Below are 16,825 nucleotides of genomic sequence, written 5' to 3' on the forward strand. Positions count from 1 at the left end.
GCCCTCTCCCCAGGGGAGAGGGAGGTCAGAGTCCCTTCCCCAAGTGAGAAGGAGGTTAGAGTCCCCTCTCCCCGTGGGAGAGGGTTAGGGTGAGGGCAAAAGTTATGCAGCCTTACGGAACCTGCGGGTCAGTCGCTTCTCAATCTCGACGATGAAGAACATCACGCCAGCCATCGCCAGGGTAATCCCCCAGTAGCGCAGCGGCAGGGCTTCGGTGCCGAACAGCATCTGCATAAACGGCAGGTAGATAATCGCCACCTGCAGCAGGAACAGCACGCCCGTTACCAGCCAGATGCCTTTGTTCGCCAGCAGACCACGGTTCAGGGAGAAGCCGTTGCTGTTGCGGCAGTTAATCATGTAGACCCACTGGGCACACACCAGCATCTGCAGCAGCACGGTGCGGATGAACTCGGCGCTGTGGCCGCGCGGTGCGAGCCAGGCTTCCAGCGCAAAGGCCGCAATCGCAATCATGGTGCCGACGAAGGCCACGCGCCAGACGGCGAAGGCGTCCATCACGTGTTGGCCGGTCTGACGCGGCGGACGCTTCATGATGTTGCGCTCGGCGGCTTCAAAGGCCAGGCCGAAGGAGAGCGTGGCGGAGGTCGCCATGTTCATCCACAGAATCAGCACCGGCGTCAGCGGAATAATGTTCCCCGCCAGCAGCGCAATCACAATCAGCAAACCCTGCGCCAGGTTGGTTGGCATGATGAACAGAATCGTTTTCTTCAGGTTGTCGTAGACGCGACGCCCCTCTTTCACCGAACTCGCGATAGTGGCGAAGTTGTCGTCCGTCAGAACCATATCGGCGGCTTCTTTGGTCACTTCTGTGCCTTTGATGCCCATCGCGATCCCGACATCCGCCTGACGCAGCGCGGGTGCGTCGTTCACGCCGTCGCCGGTCATGCCGACGATCTCGCCCTTCTCCTGCAGCGCTTTCACCAGGCGCAGCTTATGCTCCGGGCTGGTACGGGCAAAGATGTCGAACTCGACTGCCGCCTCTGCCAGCTCGGCGTCGTCCATCTTCTCCAGCTGATAGCCGGTGACGGCCTGGGCGCTGTTGGTGATGCCCAGCATCTGACCGATGCTCATTGCGGTCTGCGGGTGGTCGCCGGTGATCATCTTCACGCGGATCCCGGCCTGCTGACAGGCGTGGATGGCGTCGATGGCCTCCGGACGCGGTGGGTCCATCATCCCGGCGATACCGAGGAAGATCAGCCCGCTGCTCAGGTCGTCGTGGCTCAGACTCTGCTGATCCACTGCCGCAGGTTTGAAGGCGGCGGCGACCATGCGCAGGCCCTGACGCGCATAGCGCTCCATCTCGGCTTCCCAGTACGCGCGGTCAAAGGCGGCGGTACCGTGGCGGGTCTCTTGCTGGTCGCACAGGGCGAAAATCACGTCCGGCGCACCGGTGACCAGGATCTGCTCCTCACTGCCAATCTGATAGTGGGTGCTCATGTACTTGTACTGCGAGTCGAACGGGATCTTGTTAACCAGAGTGGTCATGACCGGCGCGAGATTCGCTTTGGCGGCCAGCACTTTCAGCGCCCCTTCCGTCGGCCCGCCGGTGATGCCCCACAGGCCGCGCTCGTCCTGAATAATCTGGCTGTCGTTGCACAGGTCGATGGTGCGCAGGTAGTGCTCCAGCACCGTACCCTGCTGAATGTGCACCGGCTCGTCGCTGCCTTCCAGATAGATGTGGCCCACTGGCTCGTAGCTGTTGCCTTCCACGCGGTAGCAGCTGTCGGCGGTGATGATCGCTTTGACCGTCATTTCGTTCATGGTCAGGGTGCCGGTTTTATCCGAGCAGACCACGGTCATCGCCCCCAGGGTTTCAACGGTAGGCAGCTTGCGGATAATCGCTTTTTTGCGCGCCATCGCCTGAACGCCCAGCGACAGGATAATCGAGATAATCGCTGGCAGACCTTCCGGCACGGAGGCCACCGCCAGGCTAATCAGGGAGAGCAACAGCTCGCCCATCGGAATGTCGCGGAACACCAGGCTGAAGATAAACAGCGCCGCCATCATCGCCAGAATAATGGCGAAGATCGCTTTACCGAGCTTGTCCATCTGCACCAGCAGCGGCGTGCGGTGCTTTTCAATCCCGGCCATCATCTGGTTGATGTGGCCCAGCTCCGTATCCTGACCGGTGGCAATAACCACGCCCACGCCACCACCGGCGCTCACGGTGGTCCCGGAGAACACCAGGTTAGTGCGATCGCCCAGCGATAAGTCGCCGGATAACGGATTGGTGTGTTTATCCACGACAGTGGATTCACCGGTCAGAATCGCCTCTTCGACGCGTAAATTATGCGCCTCAATCAGACGCATATCCGCCGGAATACGATCCCCGGCGCGCAGGACAATAATATCGCCCGGCACAATATCCGTCGTTGGAATCGTCTCATGGGCACCGTTACGAATGACGCGCGCATCGCTTGAGAGCATATTGCGAATACTCTGCAGTGATTTTTCCGCATTACTTTCCTGAACGTGACCAATTAAGGCATTGATAACGGCCACGCCGAGAATCACCAGCGTATCGACCCAGTGGCCCATCACGGCGGTTAATACCGCGGCGGCGAGCAGAACATAAATCAGCACATCATTAAAATGGGCGAGAAAACGTAACCAGGCCGGTTTGCCTTTTTTCTCAGGAAGGGCGTTGGGGCCATACTGCTGCAAACGGGCCTGCGCTTCGGCACGGTCCAGCCCGTTAGCCTGGCTCTTTTTTTGCGCCAGTACCTGCTCGACGGTCTGCTGGTATGGCCGGTTCTGGGAGTGAGTCATTTTGGTCATGGAGGCATTTCCTTCAATTTCCGGTGGACGGAAGCCTGAATTCCTTTCTGGCTTTAATAAATTCGTTTTTGCTGGTGTTAATTCTTGCGGTGGAAATTTTTCTACCGCAATATAATTAGCGCCGGGTTATTCAAAACAGATATTCAATATTTCGATGAGATGATTTTTACAAAATATTTCTAAACGCAATCTAAACGAGGAGAGAGCATGTTTGGGATTTATCGCGGGCGCCGCCTGGCTTTGTACATAGTTGTTGCCATTGTTATTGCGACGTTAATTGGATATAGCACTTATACATTTGTAAAATTACTTGCCTGATGATGACAGTTATTTACATAACCAGAGAATAATTGAATTCATTCATTGCAGGTTTAATTAAATACGGAATATTCCCGGAATATTTATTGTTTTGTTCTCCGGGAAGTCTATTTCGGGATGATATTGCTTTACGTTGCAGGATGCCGGACAATAACTTTTTTAACTGACAATTAACATTGATATGAAACACCCACTGGAATCGCTGTTGACGGCAGGAGGCATTTTGCTGATGGCGCTGCTCTCCTGCCTGCTGCTGCCCGCGCCGTCGTTTGGACTGGCGCTGGCGCAAAAACTGGTCGCGCTGTTTCACCTCATGGATCTGAACCAGCTCTACACCCTGGTGTTCTGCCTGTGGTTTATCCTGCTCGGCGCCATTGAATTTTTCGTCCTGCGTTTCATCTGGCGCCGCTGGTTCTCACTGGCTGCGTAAGCCCGTGAAATCGCGCATCCCGTGAATGAGTGCTTCGCACCAGGCCGCGTAATCGTGGCCGCTCGACCACGGGTGGAAGCTCACGCGGTACCCTTTCTCGCGTAACACCTGCTCGAACGCTTCGGTGTTGCGATAGATCCCGCCCCCCGGCCCGGAGGTTTCGAACCGACCGGCCTGTAGCCAGAAACGAATCGGATACGGCGGCGAGTGCTGATACTGACGCGTGAGCCAGCCCGGCGCCTCCTCTTTCGGTGCCCACCAGTAGGATCCCGACAAACTCAGCACGTTGCCGAACAGGTGCGGATAGCGCAGCGCCACCCACGACGACGCAATCCCGCCGTAGCTCGACCCCGCCAGCACCGTCTTTTTCCGCTGCAGCGCTATCCCCTGCCCGCGCAGCCACGGCAATAATTCCTGCCCCATAAAATCGGCGTAATCCGGGTTCGGCGGCAGCTCTTTACCGCGACGGGGGTGATCGAGGCTGTCGATAAACACCACGTTGATCGGCGGAAGATGATGACGGGCAATCAGCCCGTCGAGCACGTTGGCAAAATGGTACTCATCCTGATAAACCTGCCCGTCGAACAGGATCAGCGTCCAGCGCGCGGGCTGTGCGCCGCGCGGTTTGTAAATCATCACTTCCCGGGAGTTACCGAGGATCTTGCTGGCAAAGGGCTGACGCGTGAGCGAACCGTGGGTCAGCGGCTGTGCAGCGGCCTGGGCCGTGCAATAGCGCGCCGGGCTGAGATCGAGCAGCGAATAGCGGTTCCAGCGATCGGCCTGTTGATTGCCGTAGGTTTGCGGATTGAGCGGATCGGCCTGGGCGCTCACCAGAATGGCGCGGCGCTGATCGCGCGAGCTGCCTTCCACGCGCGGCACGTCCGGGGCCAGTTTGTACTGCATGAGCGTGTCCGCAGGCACCACGTAGCTGCGGAACCAGACGTCGGTTTTGCCGAGGCGAAACAGGGGATCGTGATCGCCCGCGGGCGAGCCGAGAAGAAAGACGTTATCCCGCGCGCCGCGCCACAAAAAAGTGACGCGCTTGTGGCCAGCATCGACCGGCTCCACCATCGGCGTTCCCTGCCGAATTTGCGTCTGCCAGAACGCATCAGTACTCCCACCGGCAGCAATCGTCTGAGCCAGTTTTTGCAGCGTCGGGCTTTCGGGCTCGAGCATCTGCGTGCGTGCGAGCGGCGAGGTCTCTTTCATCCGCCACGTAAAGCGCCACGGCTTGCCCTCTTCTCCGTGCAACACCAGCGAGGTGCTCTGCTGCACCGGGAGCGCAAACAGCAGCGAGTGCTCGCCGTCGCTGGGGCCCTTATCAATCAGCGTGCGAATCCGGCGGTTTTGTCCGTCCAGCAGCTTCGCATCCGTTACGCCGCTGAGCGTCGCAGAGACGTAGTTTTCATCGAGCGCGGGCAGGACAAAACAGACCTCGCCGCTGGCATCAAATTTCCCGTTCTGTTCACCCTGAATGGAAGGATGCTCGCACGTTGCCGCCAGCGCTGGCAGCGTACTTATCCCTAACAGCAACCCACTCCACGCCCTTTTCATGCCGACTCGTTCCCTTGCGAAATTTGTTAACAACGCTAATGCAAATGGTAATAATTTGCAATATCATCTACGCCGTTATTAGGGTGTTTTTATGGCGATAGCAATTAAGGGATTTCAATAAAAATGTTTAAAAAGAATAAGATAATGCAACTCTGGCTCCTGAGCCTTGCCGCCGTCAGCGTGGCGGCTCAGGCAGAAACAAAAGAAGAAACCGTAGTGGTGACGGCGGGTGCCAGTCAGGAGCCGACCGCGCCGGTGAAGGGGATCGTGGCGACGAAAACCCTTTCCGCAACCAAAACCAGCGCCGAGCTCGTGAAAACGCCGCAGTCGGTTTCGGTGATCACCCGCGATCAGATGGAACAGCTCGATGTCACGTCCGTGTCACAGGCGCTGCGCTACTCCGCCGGGGTGTTTACGGAATACCGCGGGTCGTCGAACCGTAACGATGAAGTGTTCGTCCGCGGCTTTAGCTACGTGCCGAAATTCCTCGACGGACTGAGCTTCGGCGCGACCGCCTCCTCGCAAACCGGCACGGTCGATCCCTGGCTGCTGGAGCGCGTCGAACTGGTGCGCGGCCCGGCCTCGGTGCTGTTTGGTCAGGTGAATCCTGGCGGATTAATCAGCATGACCAGCAAGCGCCCGACCAGCGAGCCGATTCACAACGTGCAGTTCCGCACCGGGAATCACGATTTGGCCGAAGGGGCATTTGATTTCGGCGGGCCGCTGAGCGACGACGGCCGCGTGCTGTATCGCGTGAACGGGATTGCGCGCACCCAGCACAACCAGGTGGAAGATTACAAAGAGACGCGGATGGCGATTGCTCCGGCGATCACCTGGTATCCAAACGATCAGACGCGCTTCACCCTGCTGACCAGCTACCAGAAAGATCCTGACGCGGGCTATCGCAACTTCCTGCCCGCTTACGGCACCGTGACCAGCGCCAACGGGCGTTACATCCCGCGCGACTTTAACGTCAGCGATCCGAATTACAACCAGTCCTGGCGCGAACAGACCATGATCGGCTACGAGCTGGAGCATCAGTTTGCCGATAACCTCACCTTCCGCCAGAACGCCCGTTACGCCTCTATCAAACAGAAATATCGTTATCTGGTGTACGCCAACAGCGCCGCAGACAGCACGGTGCTGACCCGTCGCGCCCAGCACGAAGAGCGCACCACCAACGAGTTTGGCATTGATAACCAGCTGGAATCCCTGTTTGCGACCGGCGAGGTGAACCACACGCTGCTCGGCGGGCTGGATTATAAAACCAGCAAAGACAAGCAGTTGCTGGAGCGCGGGATGGGGACGCAGTATGACCTCGACTGGACGAAGCCGGTGTATGGCATCAACGTCGATGAGAGTACCTTCAGCAAAGCGACGGACGAGCAGCAAAACCTCGACCAGATGGGCGTCTATTTACAGGATCAGCTGAGCTGGAATAACTGGGAGTGGCTGGTGTCCGGGCGCTACGACTGGACCGAAGTGCGTACCACTGATTTCACCGGCAGCGCGCCGACGCAGCAGAACGATAACAAGTTCACCTGGCGTACCGGCCTGCTCTACGCGTTCGATTTCGGTCTGTCGCCGTACGTCAGCTACAGCACCTCTTTCGAGCCAAGCCTGCAAACCAACCGCGCGCCGGGCGTGGCGCCGTTTAAACCGACCACCGGGAAACAGACCGAAATCGGCCTGAAGTATCAGCCGGTGGATTCGACGCTGATGACCCTGGCGCTGTACGATCTGACCCAGAGCAACGTGGCGACCTACAACAGCGCTCAGGGCTGGTTCGAAAACGCGGGCGAAGTGCGCTCCAAAGGGGTGGAGGCGGAGATTCATTCGACGCTGATGGATAGCATCAACCTGATTGGTTCTTATACCTACACCGACGCGGAAACCCAGAGCACCACGGTGGCGGGCACCGAAGGTAAGACCCCGGCGCGTATTCCGGCGCACATGGCGTCGGCCTTCGCCAGCTATACGGTACCGGGCGGCGCGCTGAAAAGCCTGACCGCTGGCGTCGGGATGCGCTACATCGGCACCAGCTATGGCGATGCGAAAAATACCTTTAAGGTGGCGTCGGTGGATCTGTATGACGCGATGATGAGCTATGAGCTGGGCGAACTGAGCAGCAGCCTGAAAGGGGCGAGCGTGCAGTTCAACGTCAATAACGTGGCGGATACCAAGTATGTGGCGTCCTGCGCCAGCGATACGGCGTGTTTCTACGGGATTGGTCGTACGGTGACGGCGACGGTGAATTATCGCTGGTAGTGAGTGATTGCCGGGTGGCGGCTTCGCCTTACCCGGCCTACTGGTTCGGTGCGGTCTTTGTGCCGGGTGGCGGCTTCGCCTTACCCGGCCTACTGGTTCGGTGCGGTTTTTGTGCCGGGTGGCGGCTTCGCCTTACCCGGCCTACAAATTCAAATGCTCCGAATCGTAGGCCCGGTAAGCGCAGCGCCACCGGGCGTTGGCCGCAAAAATCAATGCGTCCGACTATGATTCTCTTTGCGGTACGCTCCCGGCGGCTGATTGAACGTGCGGGTAAAAATCCGCGTAAAGGTCTGCTGGGAATCAAACCCGTAGCGCAGACAAATGTCATACACCCGCTCGTCCGACTCACGCAGATCCTTCGCCGCCAGCAGCAGTTTGCGCTCGCGAATATACCGCCCCAGACTTTCGCCCTTGTACTGCATAAACAACCGCTGCAAATGCCATTTGGAATACCCCGCGTGGCGGGCGATCTCCTCGATGCGCAGCGGCTGATGAAGATTGTCGTCGATCCACTCGACGATGGTGTCGATGACCTGAGCGGAAATAGTCATGCTGTTCTCCCCCTCTGATACCTGTCGGTTAAACATTATTTCCACCACTCACGAAATTGCTGCGTTGCGTCATTCACCCGGACCGGCTCGCCCAGCTCCGGCGTCAACAGACGGTAATTTTTATCGGCACTCGCGCGCGTCAGTTGTATCACCGGGTCGTTCCAGCTGTGTTTCGCCAGCACAAAACGTCCGTAATGGCCCGGCACCACCGCTTTCGCATTGATATCCGCGGCGGCCTGCGCGGTCTCTTCCGGCAACATATGAATGTATTTCCAGTCCTGGTCGTACTGACCGTTCTCCATGATCGCCAGATCCACCCCGCCGAACTGCTCGCCAATCGCTTTGAAGTGCGGCCCATAGCCGGAATCACCGCTGTAGTAGACCTTCTGCTCCGGCGTGACGAACATAAAACTGCCCCATAGGGTCTGATTACGTTTCAGGCCCCGGCCCGAGAAATGGCGCGCGGGTAACACATGCACGGTCAGGTCATCGCTGATGCGCACCGACTGATTCCAGTCGCGTTCGTCGATGATCTCCGGGTTCATCCCCCAGTAGCGCAGGTGCGATCCGACACCGAGCGGCGTCACCACGCGTTTCACTTTCGGCATCAGCGCTTTGATGGTGGCGTAATCGAGGTGATCGTAGTGATCGTGCGAAATGATCAGCAGGTCGATCTCCGGCATCGTTTCCGCGCGCCACGGGTATTCCCCGGCAAAGGCTTTGTTGAGGAATGAAAACGGCGCAGCGTAGTTGCTAAAGACTGGATCGATCAGAATGCGTTTTCCCGCCAGCTGCAAATACCAGGACGAGTGCCCGAGCCAGACCAGCGTGTCCTGCTCCAGCGGAATCGCCGCCAGATCGGTTTTCACCAGCGGCAGGGGCTGAGCGGGACGGGCGTTTTCCGTTTTGCTGACCAGAAACTCCCACATCGCCACCAGCATATTTTTGTCGCCGTTATAGCCCGGTGTCGGCAGCGTATTGTGGAACTGACCGTCGCGATAATGAGGAGAGGCCTCCACTTCACTGAGCTGCGCGCCCTGCGGCGGCTGGCCAAAACCGGCGTTTAAAACAAAGGGCAAACTGGCAGCTGTTGCGATAATCATGACAAACACCACGCTAAGAAAAAGAGGCTTCTTCATATCCTGACCCGAATACGCGCCCCCTTCCGATGGTTTGCGCGGGTTGAACTTGATTATGAGTGAGTAAGCACTCATTATAGATATGATGATAAAGTCGTCAAGACGTTTTCGATCTTTGACATTCCGCGTTGCAGCGTGGCAAAGAGCATGTTTCAATCAGGGTTTTACACATTGACAGGAGGGGAATTTTAGTGGCACGTCCGAAGAGTGAAGATAAAAGACAGGCGTTACTGGAAGCAGCAACCGCTGCATTTGCGCAGTCAGGGATTGCGGCATCGACGGCGTTGATCGCCCGTAACGCGGGCGTCGCGGAAGGGACCCTGTTTCGTTATTTTGCCACCAAAGACGACCTGCTGAACGCCCTCTATCTGCACCTGAAACAGGATCTTTGCCAGACCATGCTGGCGAACCTGGACCGCGCCATTAGCACCCCGAAAGAACATACCCGCAATATCTGGAACAGCTACGTGGACTGGGGCATTCGCAACCCTGTCGCCCACGGCGCGATCCGCCAGCTCGGCGTGAGCGAGAAGATCAACGCCGAAACCGAACAGGCGGTGCATGAGATGTTCCCGGAACTGCACGAGCTGTGCCGCCGATCCGTGCGTCAGGTATTCATGTCCGATGAGTTTCGCACCTTCGGCGATGCGATTTTCTTATCGCTGGCCGAAACGACGATGGAATTCGCCACCCGCGATCCGTCCCGCGCCGCGGATTTTAAATCCCTGGGCTTTGAATCCATGTGGCGCGCGCTCGCCATTGAGGACGTGAATGGACAGTAAATCCCTGCAGGAGCACGCAAAAAGCGTCGCGCTGGAGTTGCCTTTCACCGAACACTGCTGGCCGTTTGGCCCGGAGTACGACGTGTTTAAGGTCAACGGTAAGATGTTCATGATTATGGCGGTCGCCCACGGGCGGGCGCACGTCAGCCTGAAATCCGATCCGGAAAAATCGCTGCTCAATCAGCAGATCTATCGCGGCATCGAACCGGGCTATCACCTGAATAAAAAGCACTGGATCTCCCTCTACGCCGCCGACGATATCACGCCAGAACTGGTGGCGGATCTGGTGCTCGACTCGTGGAATCTGGTGGTGGATAAGCTGCCGAAAAAAGATCAGAAGCGTATCCGCCCGGTCTAATTGTTCGTCTCAGACGAACGGTTTAAGCGCATTAATCGCACTTATCTTTTCCCATTCTCCCTTGTAATCTGCTTCCCTTTCTCGCCTGTGAACGGCGATTTTATTCACCAGGAGTCGTTATGGATATTATTGAAGTTGCCCTGAAGCGTCACTCGACCAAGGCATTCGATCCCGCTAAAAAACTGACCGCAGAGCAGGCCGAAAAAATCAAAACCCTGCTGCAGTTCAGCCCGTCCAGCACCAACTCTCAGCCATGGCATTTCATCGTGGCCAGCACCGAAGAGGGCAAAGCGCGCGTGGCGAAATCCGCGTCAGGCACTTATGTCTTTAACGAACGCAAAATGCTGGATGCGTCCCACGTAGTGGTGTTCTGCGCGAAAACCGCGATGGACGATGCGTGGCTGGAGCGCGTGGTGGATCAGGAAGAGGCCGACGGCCGTTTTGCGACGCCAGAAGCAAAAGCCGCGAACCACAAAGGCCGCTGCTACTTTGCTGACATGCACCGCGTCGATCTGAAAGATGACGATCAGTGGATGGCGAAACAGGTTTACCTGAACGTCGGTAACTTCCTGCTCGGCGTGGGTGCGCTGGGTCTGGATGCTGTGCCAATCGAAGGCTTTGACGCCGCGATCCTCGACGAAGAGTTCGGCCTGAAAGCACAGGGCTTCACCAGCCTGGTGGTGGTGCCGGTGGGACACCACAGCATGGAAGACTTCAACGCGTCCCTGCCAAAATCCCGTCTGCCGTTGAGCACGATTATTACTGAGTGCTAATCGACGCTGGCACGCTGGGTTCCGGCGTGCCAAATCCTCTCCGCATACCGCCCTATCACCGCCAGTGACGCCGCCAGGATCAGGAAGAAAATCACCTTATTCATGCCGTCCCAGAAGTATTCGAAATAGCGGGTATAGAGGTTGATGGCGAGGAACGTCAGGCCAAAACCGCGGAGCATGCCGTCGTCGGTTTTCAGGCTGATGTAGATGCAGACAATGGCGGCGACGGCGAAAAGCAACGCCCACGGCAGCAGCGCGGCGCGGGTGACGCCGTACCAGTTGTCGATATCGTAATTGCCAAAAATCGACATAATCCACAGGGCGACAAACAGGTAGGTCAGCCCCATCGCTTTACTGGTGGTGTACAGGTTGCGTTTGATGAGCATCGCGCGAAGCCACCAGCACAGCGCCAGCAGCGCCCCGCCGAAGAAGATAAAGCGCACCGGGTAGTTCATTCCCAGCCAGTAAGCGCCCCAGCCGGACATATACCCGGTTTCAGCGCCAAACCAGTTGCCGAGCGAGAGCAGGAAAAAGAGCCACACCAGCCCCGAACGCCCAAAGAACCCCACCAGCCCGTAAACAGCGCAGCCCGCGAGGAACAGCGGCGCGATGTGTCCGCTGCCGTTATCCAGCCGCTCGCCCAGTTGCCACAGGGCGAGGGCGGTGAAGAGCACGCCCAGAAAGAGGATCGCTTCGGTGCTGTAATGCCACTGGGTTTCCCGCCGCTGACGGCTGAATCCCCAGAGATAAAAGACCAGGGCCAGCACGGCAGGCAGGCCGATACGGGCAACGGATGAGAAAGAGAAAAAGGCGATGATGCGTTCCATCAGCTCGCTGTCGGCAAACAGGCTGCCGAAGGCGATAATCACGCAGGCCAGCGCGGTCCAGAAGGCGTAACGGCTGAGCCGCTGCCAGTCCATCGCCACGCGTTTTAAGCTGCCCGCCAGCCGCTGGTGCTCGTCGGCACTGAGCGCGCCTTCCTGCTCCCATTCGGCGAGCGCGCGCTTGAGCAGACGCTCCTGTTTGCGAGTCACGTTCATGTTCTGTCCCTGAATGAGTGAAATTTAACTGAGTATAACAGCCTGTTGCGCCAGCCAGCTGAGCGCATGTTCGCCGGCGTCGTCCACCGGGAGATAGACCAGCAGCCGCGAGCCATTGCGTGGGGCGGAGTACCAGTACATCTGCTGGAGCTGGAAATCCCCCAGTTTGGGGTGACTAAAAAGTTTCAGCTGATTTTCCACGCCGCGCACGTCATAGCGCTGATGCCACAGGGCTTCGAACTCTTCGGAGACGGCAAAAAAACGCGCCAGCTGCGCTTCCCACTGCGGGTCGCCGCGGTGCTCGGCCATTGCTGCGCGGAAATAGGAGACAAAAATCGGCAGCACGTCGTCGCGTTTGCCGAGCCGACTACGCCACGCCGGATGGGTCAGGAAGAGGTAGATGCAGTTACGATCTTCGGGCGGGATGGCATTAAAATCCACGCCCATCAGATGGCCGAAACTGTCGTTCCACGCCACGATATCGAAGTTAGGTTTCTGGATGCTGGCCGGTTTCGGCATCAGGGTGTCGAGCAGACGCCGCGTCCCCTCGCTGATCCCCTCGCACGCCACCTGCTGCGGCGCTTCGCCCGGTGGCAGCCCCGCCAGCACAAACAGGTGCCGGGTTTCGGTCGCGGTGCACTGCAGGGCTTTCGCCACGGCGACCATCACCGCGCTGGAAGGGTTCACGTCCCTCCCCTGCTCAAGCCAGGTGTACCAGGTCACGCCGACATCCGCCAGCATTGCCACCTCTTCCCGGCGCAATCCTGGCGTGCGACGGCGACCGCTGCGCGGCAGGCCGAGGCGCTGCGGGTCGAGGCTTTCGCGGCGCGCGCGTAAAAAGGCTCCGAGCTGCTTGCGGTTATCGTCCTGTAAGGAGGAAGTGGGTTCGGTCATCAGCGTCATACGGCCCCCTGCGTGGTAGTGCCAGTACCAGTATAAGCAAGAACTGGTACCCGTTTTTGATATCGGTGATGCTACGTCCATCTGCTGAATGACGCAATGGAGTCACCATGAATACGTCTGTTGTTTCACCGGGTCGCGCAGGCCTGATATTGCTGCTCACGGGCCAGATGCTGCCGCTGATTGATACCTCAATCACCAACGTGGCGCTGAATTCGATCACTCATTCGCTGCACGCCACCGCCACCGAACTGGAGCTGATTGTCGCCCTGTACGGCGTCGCCTTTGCCGTCTGTCTCGCCCTGGGGAGTAAGCTCGGCGATAACCTCGGTCGCCGTCGTATGTTTATGTGGGGCGTGGCCGCGTTTGGTATCGCGTCGCTGCTGTGCGGCATGGCGGGAAGCGTGGAGCAACTGCTGGGCGCTCGCGTGTTGCAGGGTGCGGGCGCGGCGCTGATCGTCCCGCAGATCCTCGCCACGCTGCACGTCACCCTGAAAGGGACGGCGCACGCCAAAGCTATCAGCCTGTTTGGCGGGATCGGCGGGATTGCCTTTATCGTCGGCCAGATGGGCGGCGGCTGGCTGGTATCGGCGGATATCGCCGGGCTAGGCTGGCGAAATGCGTTCTTTATTAACGTCCCGATTTGCCTGCTGGTGCTGGCCCTGAGCCGCCGCTACGTACCGGAAACCCGCCGCGAAACCCCGTCGCGCATTGACTGGCAGGGCACCACGCTGTTGGCGGTGATCCTCTGCTGTCTGCTGTTCCCGATGGCCCTCGGGCCGGAACTCCACTGGCCGCCGGTGTTACAGCTGGCGCTGATCGCGGTGATCCCGCTGATGCTGGGGATGCGCGCCAGCGCAATGCGTAAGCAGCAGCGCGGCGAGCATCCTCTGCTGCCGCCCCGTTTGCTGAAACTGACCAGCATTCGCTTCGGGATGGTGATCGCCCTGCTGTTCTTCAGCGCCTGGTCAGGCTTTATGTTCTGCATGGCGCTGACCATGCAGGCCGGTCTGGGGATGGCGCCGTGGCAGTCGGGGAACAGCTTTATCGCCCTGGGCGTGGCTTATTTTGTCTCCGCGTGGTATGCGCCAAAACTGATCGCCTGCTACAGTATGGGGCGCATTCTGATGACCGGCCTGACGGTGCAGATCGCCGGTCTGCTGCTGTTGATCGCTACCTTCTGGCGCTTCGGCCAGGCGAATACGGCGCTGACGCTCGCTCCGGCGACCATTCTGATCGGTTACGGCCAGGCACTGATCGTCAACAGCTTCTACCGGATCGGGATGCGCGATATCAGCAGCTGCGATGCGGGTGCAGGCAGCGCCATTCTGAGCACGCTGCAACAGGCCACGCTCGGACTTGGCCCGGCGATACTGGGCACGCTGTTCCTGACCTTTGCGCGTCACAACGGCGGGCATTATCCGCAGGCGATGATCGGTTTTCTGAGCATTGAAGTGGTGATGATGCTGACGCTCGGCGGGATTGCCCTGTGGCTGCGCCACCGTCTGGAGGCGGGTCCGCTGCCTGCCGCATCCTGAAAACGCCTGCATAGCGTCGCGGGTTGCATAATAAACACGCAGCCTGCATGATAAAAGGAGGATATTCAGGAGACGTTATGCAGGAATTAATTGCTCAGGTTGAAGAGCTTGGAATCGAAATTAATCACACCACCTCGCTGGTGTTAATCTTTGGCATCATTTTACTCACCGCCGTTATTGTCCATCTGATATTGCACAAAGTGGTGCTGCGTCTGTTTGAAAAACGGTCGCAGGCCAGTTCCCATTTGTGGCTGCAAATCATTACCCAGAATAAATTATTTCACCGTCTGGCCTTTACCCTGCAGGGGATTATCGTCAACGTGCAGGCGGCGCTGTGGCTACAAAAAGGCAGCGAAGCGGCTGAAATATTAACCACCTGCGCCCGACTGTGGGTGATGGTGTATGCCCTTCTCTCCTTCTTCTCGTTATTAGATGTGATCTTTAATCTGTCGCAAAAGCTGGCAACCGCCTCTCAGCTTCCGCTTAAGGGAATATTCCAGGGCGTGAAGTTAGTGAGTGCGATTCTGGTTGGGATCCTGATGATCTCCCTGCTGATTGGGCAGTCACCGGCGATTCTGATCAGCGGCCTGGGCGCGATGGCCGCCGTGTTAATGTTGGTGTTTAAAGATCCTATTCTTGGGCTGGTCGCCGGGATTCAGCTCTCGGCAAACGACATGCTCAAGCTCGGCGACTGGCTGGAGATGCCGAAATACGGCGCGGATGGCGCGGTGACGGACATTGGTTTAACGACCGTCAAAGTGCGTAACTGGGACAATACCATCAGCACCATTCCCACCTGGGCGCTGGTGTCGGATTCGTTTAAAAACTGGAGCGGGATGTCGGCGTCCGGCGGGCGGCGAATTAAGCGCAGCCTGAGCATTGATACCACCAGCATTCATTTCCTCGATGAGCAGGAGCAGCAGCGCTTAATTCAGGCCAAACTGCTCAAGCCTTATATGGCGGCGCGTCACGAGGAAATTCATCTCTGGAATCAGGAAAATGGTGAAGGGGAATCGGTATTAAATCTGCGCAAGATGACCAATATTGGAACGTTTCGCGCGTACCTGAATGAATATCTGCGTAACCACCCGCGTATTCGTAAAGATATGACCCTGATGGTGCGCCAGCTGGCACCGGACGCGAACGGTCTGCCTATTGAGATATATGCGTTTACCAACACCGTTGTCTGGGCAGAATATGAAACCATTCAGGCGGATATTTTCGACCATATTTATGCAGTGGTTGAAGAGTTTGGTCTGCGTATTCACCAGTCGCCCACCGGGAACGATATTCGCTCCCTGGCGGACGCGTTCGCGAAATAACCCTCAGGTACTGGCGCGCGCCACGTAGCGCCAGTCCATCATCACCCTTTCCGTCGGCGCATCCGGGTTATCGATCTTATTCAGCAGCAGATTGACCGCTTTGCGCCCGATATTCCGCGACGGCTGCTCGATGGTGCTCAGCGGCGGGGAGACCATTTCCGAGAGTTCTGTACCGTCGAAACCCACCACCGCGATATCCTGCGGCACCCGCAGCCCGGCCTGTTCGATGGCGCGCAGTGCGCCCGCCGCCAGGGTGTCCGATACCGCAAACACCGCGTCCGGCGGGTTATCCGCCAGCAGTTTTTTCATCGCCGCCATGCCCGCGCCGGAGCTGAGATCGCTCGCGTACTCCACCACCTGATACTCCAGATCGCGCAGATGCAGCACGCTTTTATATCCGCGCTCGCGCAGGCGGGCATATTTGTAGCTGAGATCGTGGTTGATGAGCGCGATGCGCTGACGACCGCCGTCTGCCAGCTGGCTGACCACGTGCTGCGAGGCGTCCACATCGTTAATGCCCACGCAGGAGACCGTCCCGGAATCGGCGTATTCCGCGCATTGTACCCAGGGCGCGCTGCCGATCAGAGCCGAGAGTTCCGGCAGTTTCGAGAAGGCGTCCATGGTGATGATCCCGTCGACGATTTTGCCCGACAGCAGGCTCAGGCCGGAGCGAGAACGTTCCAGATCCGAACCGGAGTTACAGAGAAGGATGCGATAGCCGTTTTTCTCGGCTTCCTCTTCGATGCCCTTCACCACTTCGCCGCAGAACGGGTTAGCAATGTTAGAGACCATCACGAGGATCATGTAGCTGCGTGCGGTGCGGAGCTGGCGCGCCAGCAGATTGGGCTGGTAGTTACTCTCTTTAATCGCCTGCAAGACGCGCTCGCGGTTCTTCGCTTTTACCGAGTCGCTGTTGTTAAGCACACGCGACACGGTCGCCACCGAAACCCCGGCGAGCTGAGCGATTTTCTGAATTGACATAACGACGACACATCCTGCAGTTAGCGTTTTTATCAGGCTAACATAAATTTGCTGCCCGGCGAACCGGGCAACAGG

At 58.1% G+C, this 16,825-nt stretch carries 14 protein-coding genes; 7 read left to right on the forward strand and 7 right to left on the reverse strand.

What is annotated here, in order from left to right:
* Positions 1 to 102: 102 nt before the first annotated feature.
* Positions 103 to 2,796, reverse strand: coding sequence for a cation-transporting P-type ATPase (locus AC3WS9_RS16095; RefSeq protein WP_492489298.1), 2,694 nt, complete (start codon positions 2,794 to 2,796; stop codon positions 103 to 105).
* A 499-nt stretch (positions 2,797 to 3,295) separates the two neighbouring features.
* Here AC3WS9_RS16095 and AC3WS9_RS16100 point away from each other — a divergent pair, with 499 nt between their 5' ends.
* A complete protein-coding gene (locus AC3WS9_RS16100) occupies positions 3,296 to 3,544 on the forward strand; it encodes a DUF1158 domain-containing protein (RefSeq protein ID WP_102104226.1) in 249 nt (82 codons plus the stop codon).
* Here the strand turns inward: AC3WS9_RS16100 and AC3WS9_RS16105 are convergent.
* Positions 3,530 to 5,098, reverse strand: a complete 1,569-nt coding sequence (locus tag AC3WS9_RS16105; protein WP_492489300.1) for an alpha/beta hydrolase-fold protein — start codon at positions 5,096 to 5,098, stop codon at positions 3,530 to 3,532. The genes AC3WS9_RS16100 and AC3WS9_RS16105 overlap by 15 nt on opposite strands.
* A 123-nt stretch (positions 5,099 to 5,221) precedes the next feature.
* On the opposite strand from AC3WS9_RS16105, the gene AC3WS9_RS16110 reads away from it, so the two are divergent.
* Positions 5,222 to 7,366, forward strand: a complete 2,145-nt coding sequence (locus tag AC3WS9_RS16110; protein ID WP_492489302.1) for a TonB-dependent siderophore receptor — start codon at positions 5,222 to 5,224, stop codon at positions 7,364 to 7,366.
* A gap of 209 nt (positions 7,367 to 7,575) precedes the next feature.
* On the opposite strand, the gene AC3WS9_RS16115 is transcribed toward AC3WS9_RS16110, so the two are convergent.
* Positions 7,576 to 7,917, reverse strand: coding sequence for a RamA family antibiotic efflux transcriptional regulator (locus tag AC3WS9_RS16115; protein ID WP_095284206.1), 342 nt, complete (start codon positions 7,915 to 7,917; stop codon positions 7,576 to 7,578).
* Positions 7,918 to 7,952: 35 nt separating this feature from the next.
* Entirely contained in the window at positions 7,953 to 9,056 is a 1,104-nt protein-coding gene (locus tag AC3WS9_RS16120; RefSeq protein WP_492489304.1) for an MBL fold metallo-hydrolase, read from the reverse strand.
* A gap of 191 nt (positions 9,057 to 9,247) precedes the next feature.
* Here AC3WS9_RS16120 and AC3WS9_RS16125 point away from each other — a divergent pair, with 191 nt between their 5' ends.
* From AC3WS9_RS16125 to nfsB, 3 genes are all read left to right on the forward strand, one after another.
* Positions 9,248 to 9,838: a TetR/AcrR family transcriptional regulator gene (locus AC3WS9_RS16125; RefSeq protein ID WP_282493860.1), complete on the forward strand. Its 591-nt coding sequence runs from the start codon at positions 9,248 to 9,250 to the stop codon at positions 9,836 to 9,838.
* Entirely contained in the window at positions 9,828 to 10,196 is a 369-nt protein-coding gene (locus AC3WS9_RS16130; RefSeq protein WP_324723887.1) for an MmcQ/YjbR family DNA-binding protein, read from the forward strand. Before AC3WS9_RS16125 ends, AC3WS9_RS16130 begins: the two co-directional genes overlap by 11 nt.
* A 119-nt stretch (positions 10,197 to 10,315) precedes the next feature.
* A complete protein-coding gene (nfsB, locus tag AC3WS9_RS16135) occupies positions 10,316 to 10,969 on the forward strand; it encodes an oxygen-insensitive NAD(P)H nitroreductase (RefSeq protein ID WP_492489307.1) in 654 nt (217 codons plus the stop codon).
* Here the strand turns inward: nfsB and AC3WS9_RS16140 are convergent.
* Positions 10,966 to 12,009 carry a DUF2157 domain-containing protein gene (locus AC3WS9_RS16140; protein WP_492489309.1) on the reverse strand — a complete coding sequence of 348 codons (1,044 nt, stop codon included), beginning with the start codon at positions 12,007 to 12,009 and terminating at the stop codon, positions 10,966 to 10,968. The two genes, nfsB and AC3WS9_RS16140, sit on opposite strands and share 4 nt — an antisense overlap.
* A 24-nt stretch (positions 12,010 to 12,033) precedes the next feature.
* On the reverse strand, positions 12,034 to 12,912 hold the full coding sequence (locus AC3WS9_RS16145; RefSeq protein ID WP_492489311.1) for a helix-turn-helix transcriptional regulator: 879 nt from the start codon (positions 12,910 to 12,912) through the stop codon (positions 12,034 to 12,036).
* A 107-nt stretch (positions 12,913 to 13,019) separates the two neighbouring features.
* Here AC3WS9_RS16145 and AC3WS9_RS16150 point away from each other — a divergent pair, with 107 nt between their 5' ends.
* A complete protein-coding gene (locus tag AC3WS9_RS16150) occupies positions 13,020 to 14,447 on the forward strand; it encodes an MFS transporter (RefSeq protein ID WP_492489313.1) in 1,428 nt (475 codons plus the stop codon).
* 77 nt (positions 14,448 to 14,524) lie between these two features.
* On the forward strand, positions 14,525 to 15,769 hold the full coding sequence (locus AC3WS9_RS16155; protein ID WP_492489315.1) for a mechanosensitive ion channel family protein: 1,245 nt from the start codon (positions 14,525 to 14,527) through the stop codon (positions 15,767 to 15,769).
* Between the two features lie 3 nt (positions 15,770 to 15,772).
* Here AC3WS9_RS16155 and AC3WS9_RS16160 read toward each other — a convergent pair whose 3' ends face one another.
* Positions 15,773 to 16,750, reverse strand: coding sequence for a LacI family DNA-binding transcriptional regulator (locus AC3WS9_RS16160; RefSeq protein WP_492489317.1), 978 nt, complete (start codon positions 16,748 to 16,750; stop codon positions 15,773 to 15,775).
* Between the last annotated feature and the right edge of the window lie 75 nt (positions 16,751 to 16,825).

This window comes from Lelliottia sp. EB106-05-01-XG201, from assembly GCF_058791735.1.

What these genes read in the sequence shown, in the direction of transcription:
- AC3WS9_RS16095 (WP_492489298.1), bottom strand. Translation starts at nt 2,796, where the DNA reads ATGACCAAAATGACTCACTCCCAGAACCGGCCATACCAGCAGACCGTC.
- AC3WS9_RS16105 (WP_492489300.1), bottom strand. Translation starts at nt 5,098, where the DNA reads ATGAAAAGGGCGTGGAGTGGGTTGCTGTTAGGGATAAGTACGCTGCCA.
- AC3WS9_RS16120 (WP_492489304.1), bottom strand. Translation starts at nt 9,056, where the DNA reads ATGAAGAAGCCTCTTTTTCTTAGCGTGGTGTTTGTCATGATTATCGCA.
- AC3WS9_RS16155 (WP_492489315.1), top strand. Translation starts at nt 14,525, where the DNA reads ATGCAGGAATTAATTGCTCAGGTTGAAGAGCTTGGAATCGAAATTAAT.
- AC3WS9_RS16115 (WP_095284206.1), bottom strand. Translation starts at nt 7,917, where the DNA reads ATGACTATTTCCGCTCAGGTCATCGACACCATCGTCGAGTGGATCGAC.
- AC3WS9_RS16100 (WP_102104226.1), top strand. Translation starts at nt 3,296, where the DNA reads ATGAAACACCCACTGGAATCGCTGTTGACGGCAGGAGGCATTTTGCTG.
- AC3WS9_RS16160 (WP_492489317.1), bottom strand. Translation starts at nt 16,750, where the DNA reads ATGTCAATTCAGAAAATCGCTCAGCTCGCCGGGGTTTCGGTGGCGACC.
- nfsB (WP_492489307.1), top strand. Translation starts at nt 10,316, where the DNA reads ATGGATATTATTGAAGTTGCCCTGAAGCGTCACTCGACCAAGGCATTC.
- AC3WS9_RS16110 (WP_492489302.1), top strand. Translation starts at nt 5,222, where the DNA reads ATGTTTAAAAAGAATAAGATAATGCAACTCTGGCTCCTGAGCCTTGCC.
- AC3WS9_RS16130 (WP_324723887.1), top strand. Translation starts at nt 9,828, where the DNA reads ATGGACAGTAAATCCCTGCAGGAGCACGCAAAAAGCGTCGCGCTGGAG.
- AC3WS9_RS16150 (WP_492489313.1), top strand. Translation starts at nt 13,020, where the DNA reads ATGAATACGTCTGTTGTTTCACCGGGTCGCGCAGGCCTGATATTGCTG.
- AC3WS9_RS16145 (WP_492489311.1), bottom strand. Translation starts at nt 12,912, where the DNA reads ATGACGCTGATGACCGAACCCACTTCCTCCTTACAGGACGATAACCGC.
- AC3WS9_RS16140 (WP_492489309.1), bottom strand. Translation starts at nt 12,009, where the DNA reads ATGAACGTGACTCGCAAACAGGAGCGTCTGCTCAAGCGCGCGCTCGCC.